The sequence below is a fragment of the Meridianimaribacter sp. CL38 genome, from assembly GCF_004328055.1.
GTDB lineage: Bacteria > Bacteroidota > Bacteroidia > Flavobacteriales > Flavobacteriaceae > Gaetbulibacter_B > Gaetbulibacter_B jejuensis.
Map to the genome: position 1 here is coordinate 677058 of NZ_QKWS01000001.1, position 15811 is coordinate 692868.

Annotated in this window: 14 protein-coding genes; 6 read left to right on the forward strand and 8 right to left on the reverse strand. The window is 33.8% G+C overall.

Going from position 1 to position 15811, the window contains the following annotated elements:
- The first annotated feature begins 46 nt into the window (after nucleotides 1–46).
- The gene (locus DMZ43_RS03080) at nucleotides 47–1027 is read left to right on the forward strand and encodes an acyl transferase (protein ID WP_131506169.1); all 981 of its coding nucleotides are present in this window, start codon (nucleotides 47–49) and stop codon (nucleotides 1025–1027) included.
- A gap of 102 nt (nucleotides 1028–1129) precedes the next feature.
- On the opposite strand, the gene tyrS is transcribed toward DMZ43_RS03080, so the two are convergent.
- Entirely contained in the window at nucleotides 1130–2437 is a 1308-nt protein-coding gene (gene tyrS, locus DMZ43_RS03085; protein ID WP_131506170.1) for a tyrosine--tRNA ligase, read from the reverse strand.
- Nucleotides 2438–2520: 83 nt separating this feature from the next.
- Here tyrS and DMZ43_RS03090 point away from each other — a divergent pair, with 83 nt between their 5' ends.
- Nucleotides 2521–3543, forward strand: a complete 1023-nt coding sequence (locus DMZ43_RS03090) for an NAD-dependent epimerase/dehydratase family protein (protein WP_131506171.1) — start codon at nucleotides 2521–2523, stop codon at nucleotides 3541–3543.
- Here the strand turns inward: DMZ43_RS03090 and DMZ43_RS03095 are convergent.
- The 3 genes from DMZ43_RS03095 to DMZ43_RS03105 are packed head-to-tail and all read right to left on the reverse strand — an operon-like array spanning nucleotide 3540 to nucleotide 6065.
- On the reverse strand, nucleotides 3540–3995 hold the full coding sequence (locus DMZ43_RS03095; protein ID WP_129759517.1) for a DUF4296 domain-containing protein: 456 nt from the start codon (nucleotides 3993–3995) through the stop codon (nucleotides 3540–3542). The two genes, DMZ43_RS03090 and DMZ43_RS03095, sit on opposite strands and share 4 nt — an antisense overlap.
- Complete coding sequence (locus tag DMZ43_RS03100) at nucleotides 3992–5338, reverse strand: dihydroorotase (protein ID WP_131506172.1); 1347 nt, start codon at nucleotides 5336–5338, stop codon at nucleotides 3992–3994. The genes DMZ43_RS03095 and DMZ43_RS03100 overlap by 4 nt, the downstream gene beginning before the upstream one ends.
- A 1-nt stretch (nucleotide 5339) precedes the next feature.
- Nucleotides 5340–6065: a polyprenol monophosphomannose synthase gene (locus tag DMZ43_RS03105; RefSeq protein ID WP_131506173.1), complete on the reverse strand. Its 726-nt coding sequence runs from the start codon at nucleotides 6063–6065 to the stop codon at nucleotides 5340–5342.
- 104 nt (nucleotides 6066–6169) lie between these two features.
- Between DMZ43_RS03105 and DMZ43_RS03110 the strand changes: the two genes are divergently transcribed.
- Together DMZ43_RS03110 and DMZ43_RS03115 are read left to right on the forward strand one after the other, a co-directional pair.
- Entirely contained in the window at nucleotides 6170–6823 is a 654-nt protein-coding gene (locus tag DMZ43_RS03110; RefSeq protein WP_131506174.1) for a DUF4271 domain-containing protein, read from the forward strand.
- A gap of 18 nt (nucleotides 6824–6841) precedes the next feature.
- Nucleotides 6842–7591: a uroporphyrinogen-III synthase gene (locus DMZ43_RS03115; RefSeq protein WP_131506175.1), complete on the forward strand. Its 750-nt coding sequence runs from the start codon at nucleotides 6842–6844 to the stop codon at nucleotides 7589–7591.
- A gap of 71 nt (nucleotides 7592–7662) precedes the next feature.
- On the opposite strand, the gene pckA is transcribed toward DMZ43_RS03115, so the two are convergent.
- A complete protein-coding gene (gene pckA, locus DMZ43_RS03120; RefSeq protein ID WP_131506176.1) occupies nucleotides 7663–9279 on the reverse strand; it encodes a phosphoenolpyruvate carboxykinase (ATP) in 1617 nt (538 codons plus the stop codon).
- 68 nt (nucleotides 9280–9347) lie between these two features.
- Nucleotides 9348–9737, reverse strand: a complete 390-nt coding sequence (locus tag DMZ43_RS03125) for a DUF423 domain-containing protein (protein ID WP_131506177.1) — start codon at nucleotides 9735–9737, stop codon at nucleotides 9348–9350.
- 79 nt (nucleotides 9738–9816) lie between these two features.
- Here DMZ43_RS03125 and DMZ43_RS03130 point away from each other — a divergent pair, with 79 nt between their 5' ends.
- Nucleotides 9817–11181 carry a saccharopine dehydrogenase family protein gene (locus tag DMZ43_RS03130; RefSeq protein ID WP_131506178.1) on the forward strand — a complete coding sequence of 455 codons (1365 nt, stop codon included), beginning with the start codon at nucleotides 9817–9819 and terminating at the stop codon, nucleotides 11179–11181.
- Between the two features lie 66 nt (nucleotides 11182–11247).
- Nucleotides 11248–11718 (forward strand): Lrp/AsnC ligand binding domain-containing protein, encoded by a 471-nt coding sequence (locus DMZ43_RS03135; protein WP_129759525.1) that lies wholly within the window; start codon nucleotides 11248–11250, stop codon nucleotides 11716–11718.
- 47 nt (nucleotides 11719–11765) lie between these two features.
- On the opposite strand, the gene DMZ43_RS03140 is transcribed toward DMZ43_RS03135, so the two are convergent.
- Nucleotides 11766–12461: a zinc metallopeptidase gene (locus DMZ43_RS03140; protein WP_131506179.1), complete on the reverse strand. Its 696-nt coding sequence runs from the start codon at nucleotides 12459–12461 to the stop codon at nucleotides 11766–11768.
- A 171-nt stretch (nucleotides 12462–12632) separates the two neighbouring features.
- Nucleotides 12633–15743: a leucine--tRNA ligase gene (locus tag DMZ43_RS03145; protein WP_131506180.1), complete on the reverse strand. Its 3111-nt coding sequence runs from the start codon at nucleotides 15741–15743 to the stop codon at nucleotides 12633–12635.
- Between the last annotated feature and the right edge of the window lie 68 nt (nucleotides 15744–15811).

Genomic DNA, 15811 nt, shown 5'->3' on the forward strand with positions numbered 1-15811 from the left:
GTCATCAACTTGGTGACGCTTTTTTATTTTGCATACTTTTGCCAAAATGATTGATACACGTTCCATTTTCAACAGTTCTACGCAAGCAGATTTTAATACTCTCGCTTTAGATATTTTCAAATTTCAATTTGAAAATAACACTGTATATCGTTCATATTGCGATTTGTTGTACAAAAACCCTAGCGACATAAAAAAAGTTGAAGACATTCCGTTTTTACCTATTCAATTTTTTAAAACACACCCTATTTTAAGTACAACTAATGCAATAGAAAAAGTTTTTGAAAGTTCAGGAACAACAGGTCAAATAACAAGCAAGCATCATGTAAGTGATTTAGATGTTTACGAAAACAGTTTTAACACTGGTTTTAATCACTTTTACGGACCTATTGAAGATTATGTGGTATTAGCTCTTTTACCTAGTTATTTAGAGCGTGATGGCTCGTCATTAATTTATATGGTTGAGCACTTAATAGCGCAATCTAACCATAAAGAAAGTGGGTTTTACCTTCATAATCTAGCCGAATTAAAAAACAAGTTAATTACTTTAGATTCCGAAGGAAAAAAAGTGCTACTTATTGGTGTCTCGTTTGCATTATTGGATTTAGTGGAACAGTTCCAATTTCAGCTTAAAAACACTATTGTTATGGAAACTGGTGGTATGAAAGGAAGACGAAAAGAATTGATTCGCGATGAACTTCATACTATTTTAAAACAAGGTTTTGGTGTTTCTGAAATTCATAGCGAATATGGTATGACAGAGCTTTTAAGTCAAGCATATTCCAAAGGAAACGGTATTTTTAAATGTCCTAACTGGATGAAAGTTTTAACACGAGATACTGAAGACCCTTTAACTATAACAAGCACTTCTACTACTGGAGGAATTAACATTATTGATTTAGCAAATATTTACAGCTGCTCTTTTATAGCAACCCAAGATCTTGGTAAAGTTTACAACGATAATTCTTTTGAAATTATTGGTAGGTTTGACAACAGCGATATTAGAGGCTGCAATTTGATGGCTTTGTAAGGAAATAATATCAACTACGACTATTATCTAGCTAAGAGAAAGCAAGATTATTTTTTTTAGTTGGTTGGTTATTGTAAACGCCTGATTTTCATCAGGCGTTTTTTATACAACTTTTATAATATAAGTGTTTTTCTTTCCTTTATTGATAATGATATAGCTACCATTTATTAGGTCTTCATCAGTTAACTGATAGTCTTTTGTAACTTTTTCTTTGTTAACTGACACTGAATTTTCTTTTAATGCTCTTATGGCTTCACCATTAGAATTCAAAAAGCTTGTTTTAGCTGATAATGCAGCAATCATATCAAAACCTCCTTCAAAATCTGCTTTAGACACTTCCGCTTGCGGAACACCTTCAAAGACATCTAAAAATGTTTTTTCGTCTAGTGTTTTAATATCATCTTTAAAAGTTTTACTAAACAAGATGTTTGACGCTTTTTCAGCAGTTAAAAAGTCTTCTTTACTATGCACAAAAGTTGTTACTTCTTCTGCTAATCGTTTTTGAAGTAGTCTTTGGTGAGGTGCTTCTTTATGAGAAGCAACTATATTCTCAATTGTTTCTTTATCTAAAAACGTAAAGATTTTAATATACTTTTCAGCATCTTCATCAGTGGTATTCACCCAAAACTGGTAAAACTTATAAACAGAAGTTTTATCGGCGTCTAACCAAACGTTACCACCTTCACTCTTTCCAAATTTAGAACCATCAGCTTTTGTAATCAACGGACAGGTCATTGCGTAAGCTTTAGCCTCTTCGCCAACATTCATACGTCTTACTAATTCAGTTCCTGTGGTAATATTTCCCCATTGATCACTTCCTCCCATTTGTAGTAAGCAATTATGAGTTTTATATAGATGGTAAAAATCGTAACCTTGAATTAATTGATAAGTAAACTCAGTAAACGACATACCAACACTACCTTCTTCGCCAGAAAAACGCTTTTTTACAGAGTCTTTTGCCATCATGTAGTTAACGGTTATACGTTTACCTACATCTCTTGCGAAATCGATAAAAGAAAAGTCTTTCATCCAATCATAATTATTAACTAATAAAGGCGCATTAGCTGCTTTAGAATTAAAATCTAAAAACCTTGACAGTACATTTTTTATGCCTTGTACATTATGATTAAGTGTTGCTTCGTCTAATAAGTTTCGCTCATCACTTTTACCTGAAGGATCTCCAATCATTCCTGTAGCTCCACCAACCAAAGCAATAGGCTTATGACCAAATCGCTCAAGATGTACCAGTAGAATAATAGGTACCAAACTCCCAATGTGTAAAGAATCTGAAGTTGGATCAAAACCTATATAAGCAGTTGTCATTTCCTTATCAAGTTGTTCTTCGGTTCCAGGCATAATATCGTGTACCATACCTCTCCAGCGTAATTCTTCTACCAATGATTTAGACATATTCAATTTATTTTTAGTTCCGCAAAGATAAAAATCAATGTAGAATTCTTATCCCTTTATGAATAATTCTTTACTTTAGTTTTATGATTTTAGTTACAGGAGGTACAGGTTTAGTTGGTTCGCATTTACTTTATAATCTTGCGAGTAATAATAAGAAGGTTCGTGCAATTTATAGACGTGAACACAAACTAGATACTGTAAAAAAAGTGTTTTCTTATTATACTGAACATTCTGAATCTCTTTTTAACTCCATTGAATGGATTGAAGCCAACCTTACAGATATTACTGCTTTAACCAATGCTTTTAAGGAGGTAACACATGTTTACCATTGTGCTGCATTTGTTTCTTTTGAGCCTGATAAATACCATCAACTCCGAAAAATAAATATTGAAGGTACCGCTAACATTGTTAACCTTTGTGTTTCTCATAACATAAAAAAGCTGTGTTATATAAGCTCTATTGCTGCTATAGGACATCATACAAATTCTGAGAAATTAATTACAGAAAACACCCATTGGAATACTGAAGACGACAACAGCGTTTATGCTATTACTAAATATGGTGCCGAAATTGAAGTATGGAGAGGCACTCAAGAAGGTGTTGATGCAGTAATTGTTAATCCTGGAATAATAGTTGGTCCAGGCTTTTGGAAAGGTGCTGGCAGTAGCAGTTTAATTCGTTTGATTTACAAAGGTGTTCCTTACTACACTAACGGAAGCACTGGTTATGTTGGTGTTTGGGATGTTGCAAGTGTTATGCAGCAACTTATGGAAAGTAACATAAAAAATGAGGGTTTTATTCTTGTTTCAGATAATCTTACATTTAAGAACTTTATTTATAAAATTGCCAACGCTTTAAAGGTTGAACCTACAAAGAAAAAAGCCAGTACTTTTTTATTGGAACTAGGTTGGCGATTGGATTGGCTTCGACATAAACTTACAGGAAAACGAAGACAGTTGTCAAAACATACTGCAAAATCGGCAAGACAGAGAACTTTATATGATAATTCTAAAATAAAAAACGCATTAGACTTTCAGTTTACACCAATTGATGAAGTTATAGAAAAGACGAGCAAACTCTTTTTAGAAGATATTAAAAAAGATTAATCTCGAGCGCCAAAGTTTTTATCCTTTAATCTTTTGGTTTCTCTTTTAATAGAATCAGATAATTTTTTTATTGAATCTCTTTTTTTATTTCTATCCTCTTCTTCCTCTTCTTTTAGTTTTTCGTAAGTTTCTTTTTCTCTGCTAAGACGTTCTTTAACAGATTCTATCATTTCAGCATAGTCTTTAGAATCGTATGCATAATACTCGTTACTTAATGCAAATTGAAGACTGTCTATGCTATACTTTTTAAATATATATCCTTCAGGATTAATACCATAGTTTTCAAGTTGTTGCTTTTTAATGCCTTTAGCAGCATTCATTAAATAAGTATCATATAACACTTGCTCCATCTTATCTTTTGGTATAAGATTACTTGGTTTTTTAGGTTTTTGCGTTTTATCGCAACCTAAAAACAACGCTATGATACAAACAAGTGTTACTATTTTTTTCATCTATCGAATGTTAGTCGTTTGGCAGCATTTCCGTTAAGGAATTTAAAATTATTATACACTAAAGTACCATTTAAAAATGTATGTGTTACTCTAGACTTAAAGGTAGTTCCCTCAAAAGGCGACCATCCGCATTTATATAATATATTGTCTTTGTTTACTGTCCAAGGGCTATTGGCATCTACTACCACTAAATCGGCAAAATACCCTTCTCTTATAAAACCTCGTTTTTCTATTTGAAATAATATCGCAGGATTATGGCACATCTTTTCCACCATTTTTTCTAAGGAAATTCGTCCTCTATGGTAAGACTCCATCATTGCCACAAGTGCATGCTGTACTAATGGTCCGCCAGATGGTGCTTTTGTATATACATTCTTTTTCTCCTCTAGAGTATGAGGTGCATGGTCAGTAGCAACAACATCAATTCTGTTGTCTAACAATGCTTTCCAAAGTTCGTCTCTATCGTGTGCAGTTTTTACAGCAGGATTCCATTTAATTAGCGTTCCTTTTTTGCTATAATCTTCATCACTAAACCATAGATGATGTATACAAACTTCGGCAGTAATTTTTTTATCTTTTAAAGGAATTTTGTTTGAAAACAGCTTAGTTTCCTTAGCAGTTGACAAATGGAATACATGCAACCTAGCTCCTGTTTTTTTAGCAAGTTCTATAGCTTTTGAAGATGATAAATAACAAGCTTCTTCACTACGAATGATAGGATGGTTTTCAATTGGGATATCCTCACCATACTTGCTGGTGAATTCTTCCATGTTAGCTCTAATAGTTGCCTCATCTTCACAATGAACAGCAATCAACAAATTAGTACTACTGAATATTTTTTCGAGCACCTCAGGATTATCAACTAGCATATTTCCTGTTGAAGATCCTAAAAACAATTTAAGTGCTGCTACGTTTTTTTCGTCAACCTTTAAAATTTCTTCCAAGTTATCATTGGTTCCACCAAACATAAACGAATAATTAGCGTATGATGTTTTGGAAGCTATCTCAAACTTTTCTTCTAGTTTTTCAATAGTAGTGGTTTGCGGTACTGTATTGGGCATTTCTATAAAAGAGGTAATACCTCCAGCTATAGCAGCTTTAGATTCAGTACCTATATCGGCTTTATGAGTAAGTCCTGGTTCTCTAAAATGCACTTGATCGTCAATAACACCAGGTATCACATAGTTTCCTTCAACATCAATTACCACAACATCAGATGATTTAGCACTTATTGAGTCGGCAACTTCTTTAATATACTCGCCTTCAATAAGGATATCACCTTCTTTAACTTTGCCTTCGTTTATAATTTTGGCATTTTTAATAAGAATAGTTTTTGCTTTCATGTTACTTAGCAAATAGACTTTTAAATTTCATATTCAACACTCCAAAAATAGCTTCGGAAATAATACCTCCACTCATTTTTGATTTTCCTTTAGCTCTATCGGTAAAAATGACAGGAACTTCAACAATTTTAAATTGCTTTAAATAGGCTTTAAACTTCATTTCTATTTGAAACGCATAACCCACAAACTTAATTGTATCTAGATTAATAGTCTCTAACACTTGTCTTTTATAGCATACAAAACCAGCTGTTGTATCTGCAATTTTCATTCGAGTTATAAACTTTACATACTTAGATGCAAAGTAAGATAACAATAATCGCTTCATATCCCAATCAACCACATTAACAGTATTATTAATATACCTTGAGCCTATTGCCATATCAGCACCTTCTACTGCGCAAGTAGTATACAGCCTCATCAAATCATCAGGATTATGAGAAAAATCGGCATCCATTTCAAAAATATATTCATATTCTTTTTCTAAACACCATTTAAATCCAGCAATATAAGCTGTTCCTAACCCTGTCTTTTCCTTTCTTTGAAGTAAAAAAAGCTGGTTATCAAATTCCTTTTGAAGCTCTTTAACCTTAAGTGCAGTTAAATCTGGTGAATTATCGTCAACCACTAAAACATCAAAAGCTTTCTCTTGAGCAAAAACAGCTCTCACTATAGCTTCAATGTTCTCTATTTCATTGTAAGTAGGTATGATGACAATTGCATCCTTCATTTTACCAAATTTTAGCAAAAGTAAGTTTTTTTGAAGTATAAAGTTTATTGAAATGAGCTTAAATAAAAGTTAAACAGGTGAAAATTTCTTTATAATTTAGCATCATGTTAAGAGAGGTAGTTTCAAATGAATGGTTTACAATATTCATTGTACTGGGTTTGGTATTGGTAACCCTGTCAAAGTTTTTGTTTGAAAACAGATTTAAAGATTTTCTCTTAGTTATAGGTAACTCCAAGTATTTAAAAATCTACTCTAGAGACCAAAAATTTATTGATGGGTTTGACACTTTAATGTTTTTAAACCTACTCATTTCAGTATCAATATTTTCGTTTATAGCTTACTCTGAACTTGTTTTACCTTCAGAATTTGACCTTACACTATTTGTTAAAGTTCTTTTTGCAATTGGAGCTCTCATACTTATAAAAGTGCTCTTAGAACGACTATTAGCAAGTTTGTTTGAAATAGACGAATTGATTGATGCATATTTATTTCAGAAAACCAGCTATTTAAATTATAGTGGCTTTGTACTCTTACCAATAAACATTTTACTCATATATAGCATAACACCTTCAAAACCTTTAATTTACACAGTTATTGGTCTTGTTTTATTGATTAATTTAATTGGATTTATAACTTCATTTAAAAAACATCAAAAGTTGATATTTGATAACTTATTCTATTTTATTTTGTATCTTTGCGCACTCGAAATTGGACCTTATCTAATTTTGTATAAGTTAATTACAGATTATAACGCTTAAAAACTATAACTAGAGCCTATGAAAGTGAAAACAATTTTAGTGTCACAGCCCGAGCCTAAAATAGAAAATTCGCCTTACTTTGATCTTCAAGAAAAGCAGAAAGTTAAGATTGACTTTAGACCTTTTATACATGTAGAAGGTGTTCCTGCTAAAGAGATTAGACAACAAAAAGTAGACTTAAGCCAGTACACAGCAATTATACTTACTAGTAGAAATTCTGTGGACCACTTTTTTAGAGTAGCTGAAGAAATGCGTTTTAAAGTTCCAGATACGATGAAGTATTTTTGTCAGTCTGAAGCGGTTGCATTTTATCTTCAAAAATACGTAGTGTATAGAAAGCGTAAAATATATGTTGGTAAACGTACCTTCCAAGATTTATCTCCACTTATCAAAAAGTATAAAGACGAAAGCTTTTTACTACCTACTACCGACAAATTAAAACCTGAAGTTCCTGAAACTTTAAATGGGTTAAAGGTAAAATGGAAAGAAGCCGTTTTTTACAAAACAGTAATTAGTGATTTATCTGATTTAGCTGATGTTTACTATGACATTTTAGTATTTTTTAGTCCTTCTGGTATTGAATCTTTATTCCACAATTTTCCAGAGTTCAAACAAAACAATACACGTATAGCTGTTTTTGGAAACACTACTATTAAAGCTGTTGAGTCTCATGGATTAAGAGTTGATATTGCAGCTCCAACTCCTGAAACACCTTCAATGACGATGGCGTTAGAAAAGTATATTACTCAAGCTAATAAAGGAAAATAAATTTCTTACACATAACATAAAAAAAGCGATTCAAAATTGAATCGCTTTTTTTATGAATTAGCCTTGATTAATTAAAAGGCATAACGCTGTGGTCCACCTCTTCTTATTTCTTCACTTGCATAAGATTCAAACTTTTTAAAGTTTTCTCTAAAAGCGTTAGATAACTTAAATGCTGTAGTGTAGTATGCTTCATCATTGTTCCAAGTTGATCTTGGACTCAATACCTCAGTTGGAACTCCTGGACAACTTCTTGGTTGCGCCACTCCAAATACTGAGTGAATATGGTAATCGTCATAATTATACAGTCCTAAATCACCATTTAAAACAGCATTAATCATAGCACGAGTGTATTTTAACTTCATTCTTGTACCAACACCATAAGGTCCACCTGTCCAACCTGTGTTTACTAACCAAACATTAACTCCAGACTCTTTCATCTTTTTGCTTAACATTTCAGCATATTTAGTAGGATGCAAAGGCATAAAAGGTGCTCCAAAACAAGCTGAAAAACTTGGTACAGGTTCAACAACTCCAGCTTCAGTACCTGCTACTTTTGCAGTATATCCTGAAATGAAATGGTATGCTGCCTGACTTGGTGTTAATTTAGAAATTGGAGGCAAAACTCCAAAAGCATCAGCAGTAAGGAAGAATATATTTTTTGGGTTTTCTCCTATTGATGGCTTTTTAATATTTTCAATATGATAAATTGGGTAGCTAACACGTGTGTTTTGAGTAATTGATGTGTCGGCAAAATCAACTTCACCTTTATCATCTATTATCACATTTTCTAGTATAGCTCCTTTTTTAATAGCATTAAAAATTTCTGGTTCTTGCTCTTGCGAAAGGTTTATAACTTTTGCATAGCAACCACCTTCAAAGTTAAACACAGTGTTTTCACTTGTCCAACCATGTTCGTCATCACCTATTAAACTTCTATCAGGATCGGTAGAAAGTGTAGTTTTTCCAGTACCTGACAGTCCAAAGAAAATTGCTGTATCTCCATCTTTTCCAACATTAGCACTACAGTGCATTGGTAAAGTGTTTTTAAATACAGGAAGTATAAAATTCAACGCAGAGAAAATTCCTTTTTTAATTTCTCCTGTATATCCTGTTCCTCCTATTAAGGCTATTTTTCTTGTAAAGTCTAAAATAGCAAAGTTGTGTTGACGTGTACCATCAACCTCTGGGTTTGCCATAAAACCAGGTGCATTAACTATAGTCCACTCTGGTGAGAAGTTTTCTAATTCAGCTTCAGTAGGACGCAAAAACATGTTGTAAGCAAACATATTGCTCCATGGATATTCATTAATTACACGAATATTCAACTTGTAATTGTCATCAGCACAAGCATAGCTATCTCTAACAAAAACTTCTTTTTCCGAAAGGTAATCAGTAACCTTATCGTACAGTTTTTGGAATTTGTCCGACTCAAAAGGAATATTGATATTTCCCCACCATACCTTGTCTTCGGTAATGGCATCTTTTACAATAAAACGGTCTTGAGGCGATCGTCCTGTAAACTCACCTGTGTTTACAGCTAAAGTTCCATTAGATGTTTCTACACCTTGCTTTTTAGAAATTGCCGCATCCTGAAGTTCGTCAGGAGACAACTGATAATTTACTTTTGCATTTTTAATGCCATATTGCTCTAACGAAATCGATTTCGTAGTTTGAGTATGGTTTACCATAATTTTTTGTGTTGTTTTAATTGTGCAAAGCTAAAACAATATTTTAAAACTGTCACTAAAATAGCTTTTTAATCCTTTTTAAGTTTTAAAAAGTTTATCAACAAAACAACCCATGAAAGTATAAGTAGCAATCCTCCTATTGGTGTAATAAACCCTATGCTTTTAAAATCAAACGAAGACAATACATTAGTTGCCAAACCATAAATTGAACCCGAAAAAAACAACACTCCACCAAGCACCAAATAAAAGATGGTTTTCTTAGCCTTTTGGGTTACAAGAGTTGTGCTTCCTACAAACAATAATAGAATAGCATGATACATTTGGTATTTTACTCCTGTTTCAAAAGTATCAATCATTTCGGCAGAAATAAGTGACTTTAAACCATGTGCTGCAAATGCACCAAGTACAATGCTTAAAATTCCTAATATGGAAGCGGTAATTAATATAGACTTGTTCATATAAATTTAATCTTTGGGTTTTTATTGCACATTCTATTTACTACATTCGTGAACACAAAATTACTCAACAAATCCCATTATGCGAAAGATTTTAGTTATTGGTTCAGGAAAATCTGCATCCTATCTTATAAAATATTTACTTGAAAAATCTGAATCTGAAAACCTTCTTATAATTGTTGGAGACATCAACTATTCTAGTGCCAAAAAGTTAATTGGCGACCACAAAAATGCTCAAGCTATTGTGCTAGATGTGTTTGACAAACACTCTAGAGAAACAGCTATTCAAAATGCCGACATTGTTGTATCTATGCTTCCAGCAAGATACCATATAGAAGTTGCTAAAGATTGTATTTCGTTTGGTAAAAATATGGTTACTGCATCTTATGTAAGCGATGAAATGCAAAGTTTAGACAAAGCTGCTAGAGATAAAGGCTTGGTGTTTATGAACGAAATAGGTGTTGACCCAGGAATTGACCACATGAGTGCTATGAAAGTAATTGATAGCATACGTGAAAAAGGTGGTAAAATGATTTTATTTGAATCGTTTACTGGTGGTTTGGTTGCTCCTGAAAGCGATAATAACCTATGGAATTACAAGTTTACCTGGAACCCAAGAAACGTGGTTGTTGCAGGACAAGGTGGTGCTGCAAAATTTCTTCAGGAAGGCACGTATAAATACATTCCTTATAACCGATTATTTAGAAGAACAGAATTTTTGGACGTTGAAGGCTATGGACGTTTTGAAGCATATGCTAATAGAGATTCTTTAAAATACCAAAGCGTGTATGGACTAGATGATATTAAAACACTTTACAGAGGTACAATGCGTCGTGTAGGGTTTTCTCGTGCGTGGAACATGTTTGTGCTTTTAGGGATGACTGACGACAGCTATACTATAGATGATAGTGAGAACATGAGCTATCGCGATTTTGTAAACGCCTTTTTACCTTACAGCCCAACAGATTCGGTTGAATTAAAGTTTAGACATGCTTTAAAGATTGACCAAGACGATATAGTTTGGGACAAACTTATTGAACTAGATATCTTTAGTGCTAGTAAAATGGTTGAGCTTAAAAAAGCAACGCCTGCACAAATACTTCAAAAGATATTAATGGATAGTTGGACACTTGCCGAAGAGGATAAAGACATGATTGTAATGTATCACAAGTTTGGTTACGAGCTTAACGGTAAAAAACACCAAATAGACTCTACAATGGTAACAATTGGTGAAGACCAGACGTTTACAGCAATGTCTAAAACTGTTGGCTTACCTGTGGCTATTGCTACCTTGGCGATTTTAAATGAAAAAATTACAACTCCTGGTGTTCAAATACCTATCAACAAAGAAGTGTATGAGCCTATTTTAAAAGAGTTGGAAGCGTATGATATTAAGTTTAAAGAATACGATGTGCCGTATCTTGGTTACAATCCTTTAAACTTATAGTCCAAAGCATTACAAATCTAAATGTATTTACTACTTTTATGTTTTATAATTTCTATTTAAAACCTAATGAAAGTTGTAAATCAAAATATCCATATTGATGGTATAGACAAAAAAATTCTTCGTGCCTTAATGGAAGATGCAAGAACACCCATTCTTGAAATAGCAAGACAAGTAGGTATTTCAGGAGCTGCTATTCATCAAAGGTTACGAAAACTTGAAAAGTCTAAGTTAATTTCGGGATCAAAGTTTGTAATCAATCCTAAGGTTTTAGGATATACTACTATGGCTTTTATAGGTATATACTTAGATAAAGCCGTTAGTAACCCAGAAGCTGTACGACAATTACAAAAGATACCTGAAGTATTGGAATGTCATTACACAACTGGTAACTGGAGTATTTTTGTAAAGATACTGTGTAAAGACAATGAGCACCTAATGCAAGTTCTTAATAAAGAAATACAATCTATTTCTGGTGTATCACGAACTGAAACCTTTATATCGCTTCAACAGCAAATTGACAGACAAATAAAAGTATAAAAAAAGCCTCTGAAAATTCAGAGGCTTTTTTGTTGTTATTTTATGTTTTAATCTCTTCCGCCAAATACTTGAAGTGCCCAATATAGCAATGAAGCTAAAGCACCAATTGCTGCTACTAGATAGGTTCTAGCTGCCCACTTAAGCGCATCTTCAGAGCCTTTATATTCTTCAGGAGTTACCATGTTTTTTGCTTTTAACCAAGCTAACGCTCTATTACTAGCATCATACTCTACAGGTAGCGTAATAAAGCTAAATAAGGTTGCAAAACCCATAAATACTAATCCTGCAACAGCAACCCAATATCCTAATCCTACACCAGCAGCTGCACCAAGTATTAAACCTCCTATTACTAACCATTGTGACATCCCAGAAGTTACACTTACAATAGGTACTAATGCTGAACGCATCCCTAAAGCGCTATAGGCTTGTGCATGCTGTACTGCGTGCCCACACTCGTGTGCTGCAACAGCTGCAGCAGCTGCGTTAGCTTGGTTGTACACTGGCTCACTAAGGTTTACTGTTTTGTTTTTTGGGTTGTAATGGTCTGTTAGTTGACCAGCTACCGAAATAACCTCAACATCATAAATACCGTTGTCTGCCAACATTTTTTCCGCAATCTCACGTCCTGTCATTCCGTTGCGTAATCTTACTTTAGAATATTTGGCAAACTTTTGTTTTAATTGATTACTAACTAACCAACTTACCAGAGCAATTGCTCCAATTAATATATAATATCCAATCATCTTTTTAAAGTTTAATAGTGTAAATTTAATACTAATCTAGCAAAAAATAAGCCAAATTTAAGTTAAGAAATTTTGTCATACCACTACTGTCATTACTAACAAAAGAAGCAATCTTTTGATTAAGAATTTAATGAGATTACTAGGTCACTTTGTTCCTTATAATGACAAGAACTAGCCTACAATATTCACAATCTTCCCAGGAACCACAATCACTTTTTTAGGTGTGCGTCCTTGTAGTTGATCTTGTGTTTTTTCATGAGCCATCACTGTTTTTTCAATATCTTCTTTACTCATATCTAATGGTAGCTCTAGTTCAAAACGTTTTTTACCATTAAACGAAATTGGATATACCTTACTGCTTTCTACCAAATGCTTTTCGTCATACTCTGGAAAAGGTGCAGTAGCAATCGACTGGTTATGTCCTAATTTGCTCCATAACTCTTCAGCGATATGTGGTGCATAAGGTGAGATTAACACAATTAGAGGTTCTAAAATTGCTCTACTAGTACATTTTTGAGCGGTTAACTCATTAACTGCAATCATAAACGTAGATACCGAAGTATTAAACGAGAAGTTCTCGATGTCTTCTTCTACTTTCTTAATGGTTTTATGTAAGGTTTTTAAAGCGTCTTTAGTCGGTTGGTCTTCAGTGACGTGAAAAACACCCTCCTGACCTCCCTCAAGGGAGGAATGATAGAGCTTCCATAATTTTTTAAGGAATCCATGTACTCCTGTGATACCAGCAGTATTCCAAGGTTTGTATTGTTCTAATGGCCCAAGAAACATTTCGTATAGACGTAAACTATCTGCACCATATTCTTCACAAATATGGTCTGGATTAACCACATTGTATTTAGACTTGGACATTTTTTCGACGTCTCGACCAACCTTGTAAACATCATTTTCTCCTTTAATAATTTCTCCTTTTTCACCAATGAAAATAGCATCTTTAAATTCTGGTCTCCAGTTTTTAAAGGCTTCAATATCTAATTCATCTGAAGCATTAACAAAAGAAACATCTGTATGAGTTTCTTTTAAATTAAAAGTAATCAACTCTAAATCAAAATCGTAAAAATTCAAAACCTCCTTATCCTGAAGATTATCTTTAATAAAATTTAATACTTTATCTATCCAATATTGTTTATCGAAATCAAAAATAAAAGTTAAGGTATCAACACTTGGGCTTACTCCTTTATAACTCTCGTAAATAGATTTTGACACAAAATAATTCATGTCCACACTACCTTCTTGTTCTTTAACTATACCAAATGGTTTCGCATAATTCTTCAATATTTTTTCTGGCAAAGGCTTAATAGTTTGAATTAGTTTAAAATTCAAATTGATTTTGTATACAAAAGCACTCGTCCCAAGTATCATCCCTTGGTTAATGAGTTTTTTAGCAAACTCATCAACAGGTACTAATCCTAAATCGAACATAAATTTTTGCCAAAAACGTGCGTACAACAAGTGTCCTGTAGCGTGCTCGCTACCACCAATGTACAAGTCTATTTGCTGCCAATAATTTACGGCTTCTTGCGAGAAAATTTCTTTGTCATTATGTGGATCCATATACCTGTTAAAGTATTGTGAGCTTCCTGCCCACCCAGGCATGGTGTTAAGTTCTAGAGGAAAAACAGTGGTATTGTTTATGTTATCATTGCTTACCACAGTATTGGTTTCAGTATCCCAAGCCCAAACGGTTGCATTTCCTAAAGGTGGCTCACCTGTTTCGGTAGGCAAGTATTTTTCAACTTCAGGCAAGGTAATAGGCAAGTATTGCGCGTCTATCATTTGCGGCATGCTGTTGACATAATACACAGGAAACGGTTCTCCCCAATAACGCTGACGACTAAATACAGCATCACGTAAGCGGTAATTGGTTTTCCCTTTTCCGTAGCCTAATTTTTCCAACTCATAAATAGCTGTTTTAGTTGCTTTTTTATAGTTTAATCCATCAAGAAAACCACTATTAGCAATTACAGTATTGTCTTTGTCGGCAAATGCTGCTTCGCTAATATCAACACCTTCAAATATATTTGGAATAGGGATATTAAAATGCTTTGCAAAATCATAATCGCGTTGGTCACCACAAGGTACTGACATTACAGCTCCTGTACCATAACCTGCCAATACGTAATCTCCAATCCATATTGGGATAGGTTTTTTACTAAACGGATGCTCTGCATAAGCTCCTGTAAACACTCCTGTAATGGTTTTTACATCTGCCATACGATCGCGTTCGCTACGTTTTGAAGTCGCTTCAATATAGGCTTCAACCTCAGCTTTTTGTTCTGGTGTTGTAATTTTTGAGACCAATTCGTGTTCTGGAGCTAGAGTCATAAACGACACTCCAAAAATAGTATCAGGTCGTGTGGTGAAGACTTCGATACTCTCATCATGGTTATTGACATTAAAAGTAACACTAGCACCAACCGATTTCCCTATCCAGTTGCGTTGGCTTTCTTTAAGTGAATCTGTCCAATCAATAGTATCAAGTCCTTGAAGTAAGCGCTCTGCATACGCCGAAATACGCATGCTCCATTGTGTCATTTTTTTACGCACTACAGGATGTCCACCACGTTCTGAAACGCCATTAACAATTTCATCATTGGCTAAAACGGTTCCTAAAGCAGGACACCAATTTACTTCAGTTTCAGCTAAATACGTTAACCTGTATTGCAATAGTATTTCTTGTTGTCTTTCAGAAGAAAAGGTTTTCCATTCTTCCGAAGAAAATATTTTAATATCATCATCGCAAGCAGCATTAACGTTTGCATTTCCTTCTTTTTCAAAAACAGAAATTAAAGTTGAAATGTTTTCAGCTTTATCGCTCTCGTTATTGTACCACGAGTTGAACAGTTGAATAAAAATCCACTGTGTCCATTTGTAATAGCTTGGGTCTGATGTGCGTACTTCTCTACTCCAATCAAACGAAAACCCTATTTGGTCTAATTGACGACGATAAGTTGCAATATTGGTTTCGGTAGTGATTGCAGGATGCTGACCTGTTTGAATAGCATACTGTTCTGCTGGCAAACCAAAACTATCATAGCCTTGAGGATGCAATACATTAAACCCTTTATGACGCTTGTAGCGTGCATAAATATCACTAGCAATATAACCTAATGGATGACCAACATGTAAACCTGCTCCACTTGGATAAGGAAACATATCCAGTACGTAGTATTTTGGTTTATCACTATGGTTTTCGGCTTTAAACGTATTGTTTTCTGCCCAATATTTTTGCCATTTGGCTTCTATTTCGTTGAAATTATATGTCATAATAATGCTCTCGAAGGTGAGTATTTTATTTTTACTATCGCTTTTATGGATTCCGCATCAAGTGCGGA

Excerpts from the sequence above, each read along its gene's own strand:
- DMZ43_RS03080 (WP_131506169.1), top strand. The coding sequence starts at position 47 with ATGATTGATACACGTTCCATTTTCAACAGTTCTACGCAAGCAGATTTT.
- tyrS (WP_131506170.1), bottom strand. The coding sequence starts at position 2,437 with ATGTCTAAATCATTGGTAGAAGAATTACGCTGGAGAGGTATGGTACAC.
- DMZ43_RS03090 (WP_131506171.1), top strand. The coding sequence starts at position 2,521 with ATGATTTTAGTTACAGGAGGTACAGGTTTAGTTGGTTCGCATTTACTT.
- DMZ43_RS03095 (WP_129759517.1), bottom strand. The coding sequence starts at position 3,995 with ATGAAAAAAATAGTAACACTTGTTTGTATCATAGCGTTGTTTTTAGGT.
- DMZ43_RS03100 (WP_131506172.1), bottom strand. The coding sequence starts at position 5,338 with ATGAAAGCAAAAACTATTCTTATTAAAAATGCCAAAATTATAAACGAA.
- DMZ43_RS03105 (WP_131506173.1), bottom strand. The coding sequence starts at position 6,065 with ATGAAGGATGCAATTGTCATCATACCTACTTACAATGAAATAGAGAAC.
- DMZ43_RS03110 (WP_131506174.1), top strand. The coding sequence starts at position 6,170 with ATGTTAAGAGAGGTAGTTTCAAATGAATGGTTTACAATATTCATTGTA.
- DMZ43_RS03115 (WP_131506175.1), top strand. The coding sequence starts at position 6,842 with ATGAAAGTGAAAACAATTTTAGTGTCACAGCCCGAGCCTAAAATAGAA.
- pckA (WP_131506176.1), bottom strand. The coding sequence starts at position 9,279 with ATGGTAAACCATACTCAAACTACGAAATCGATTTCGTTAGAGCAATAT.
- DMZ43_RS03125 (WP_131506177.1), bottom strand. The coding sequence starts at position 9,737 with ATGAACAAGTCTATATTAATTACCGCTTCCATATTAGGAATTTTAAGC.
- DMZ43_RS03130 (WP_131506178.1), top strand. The coding sequence starts at position 9,817 with ATGCGAAAGATTTTAGTTATTGGTTCAGGAAAATCTGCATCCTATCTT.
- DMZ43_RS03135 (WP_129759525.1), top strand. The coding sequence starts at position 11,248 with ATGAAAGTTGTAAATCAAAATATCCATATTGATGGTATAGACAAAAAA.
- DMZ43_RS03140 (WP_131506179.1), bottom strand. The coding sequence starts at position 12,461 with ATGATTGGATATTATATATTAATTGGAGCAATTGCTCTGGTAAGTTGG.
- DMZ43_RS03145 (WP_131506180.1), bottom strand. The coding sequence starts at position 15,743 with ATGACATATAATTTCAACGAAATAGAAGCCAAATGGCAAAAATATTGG.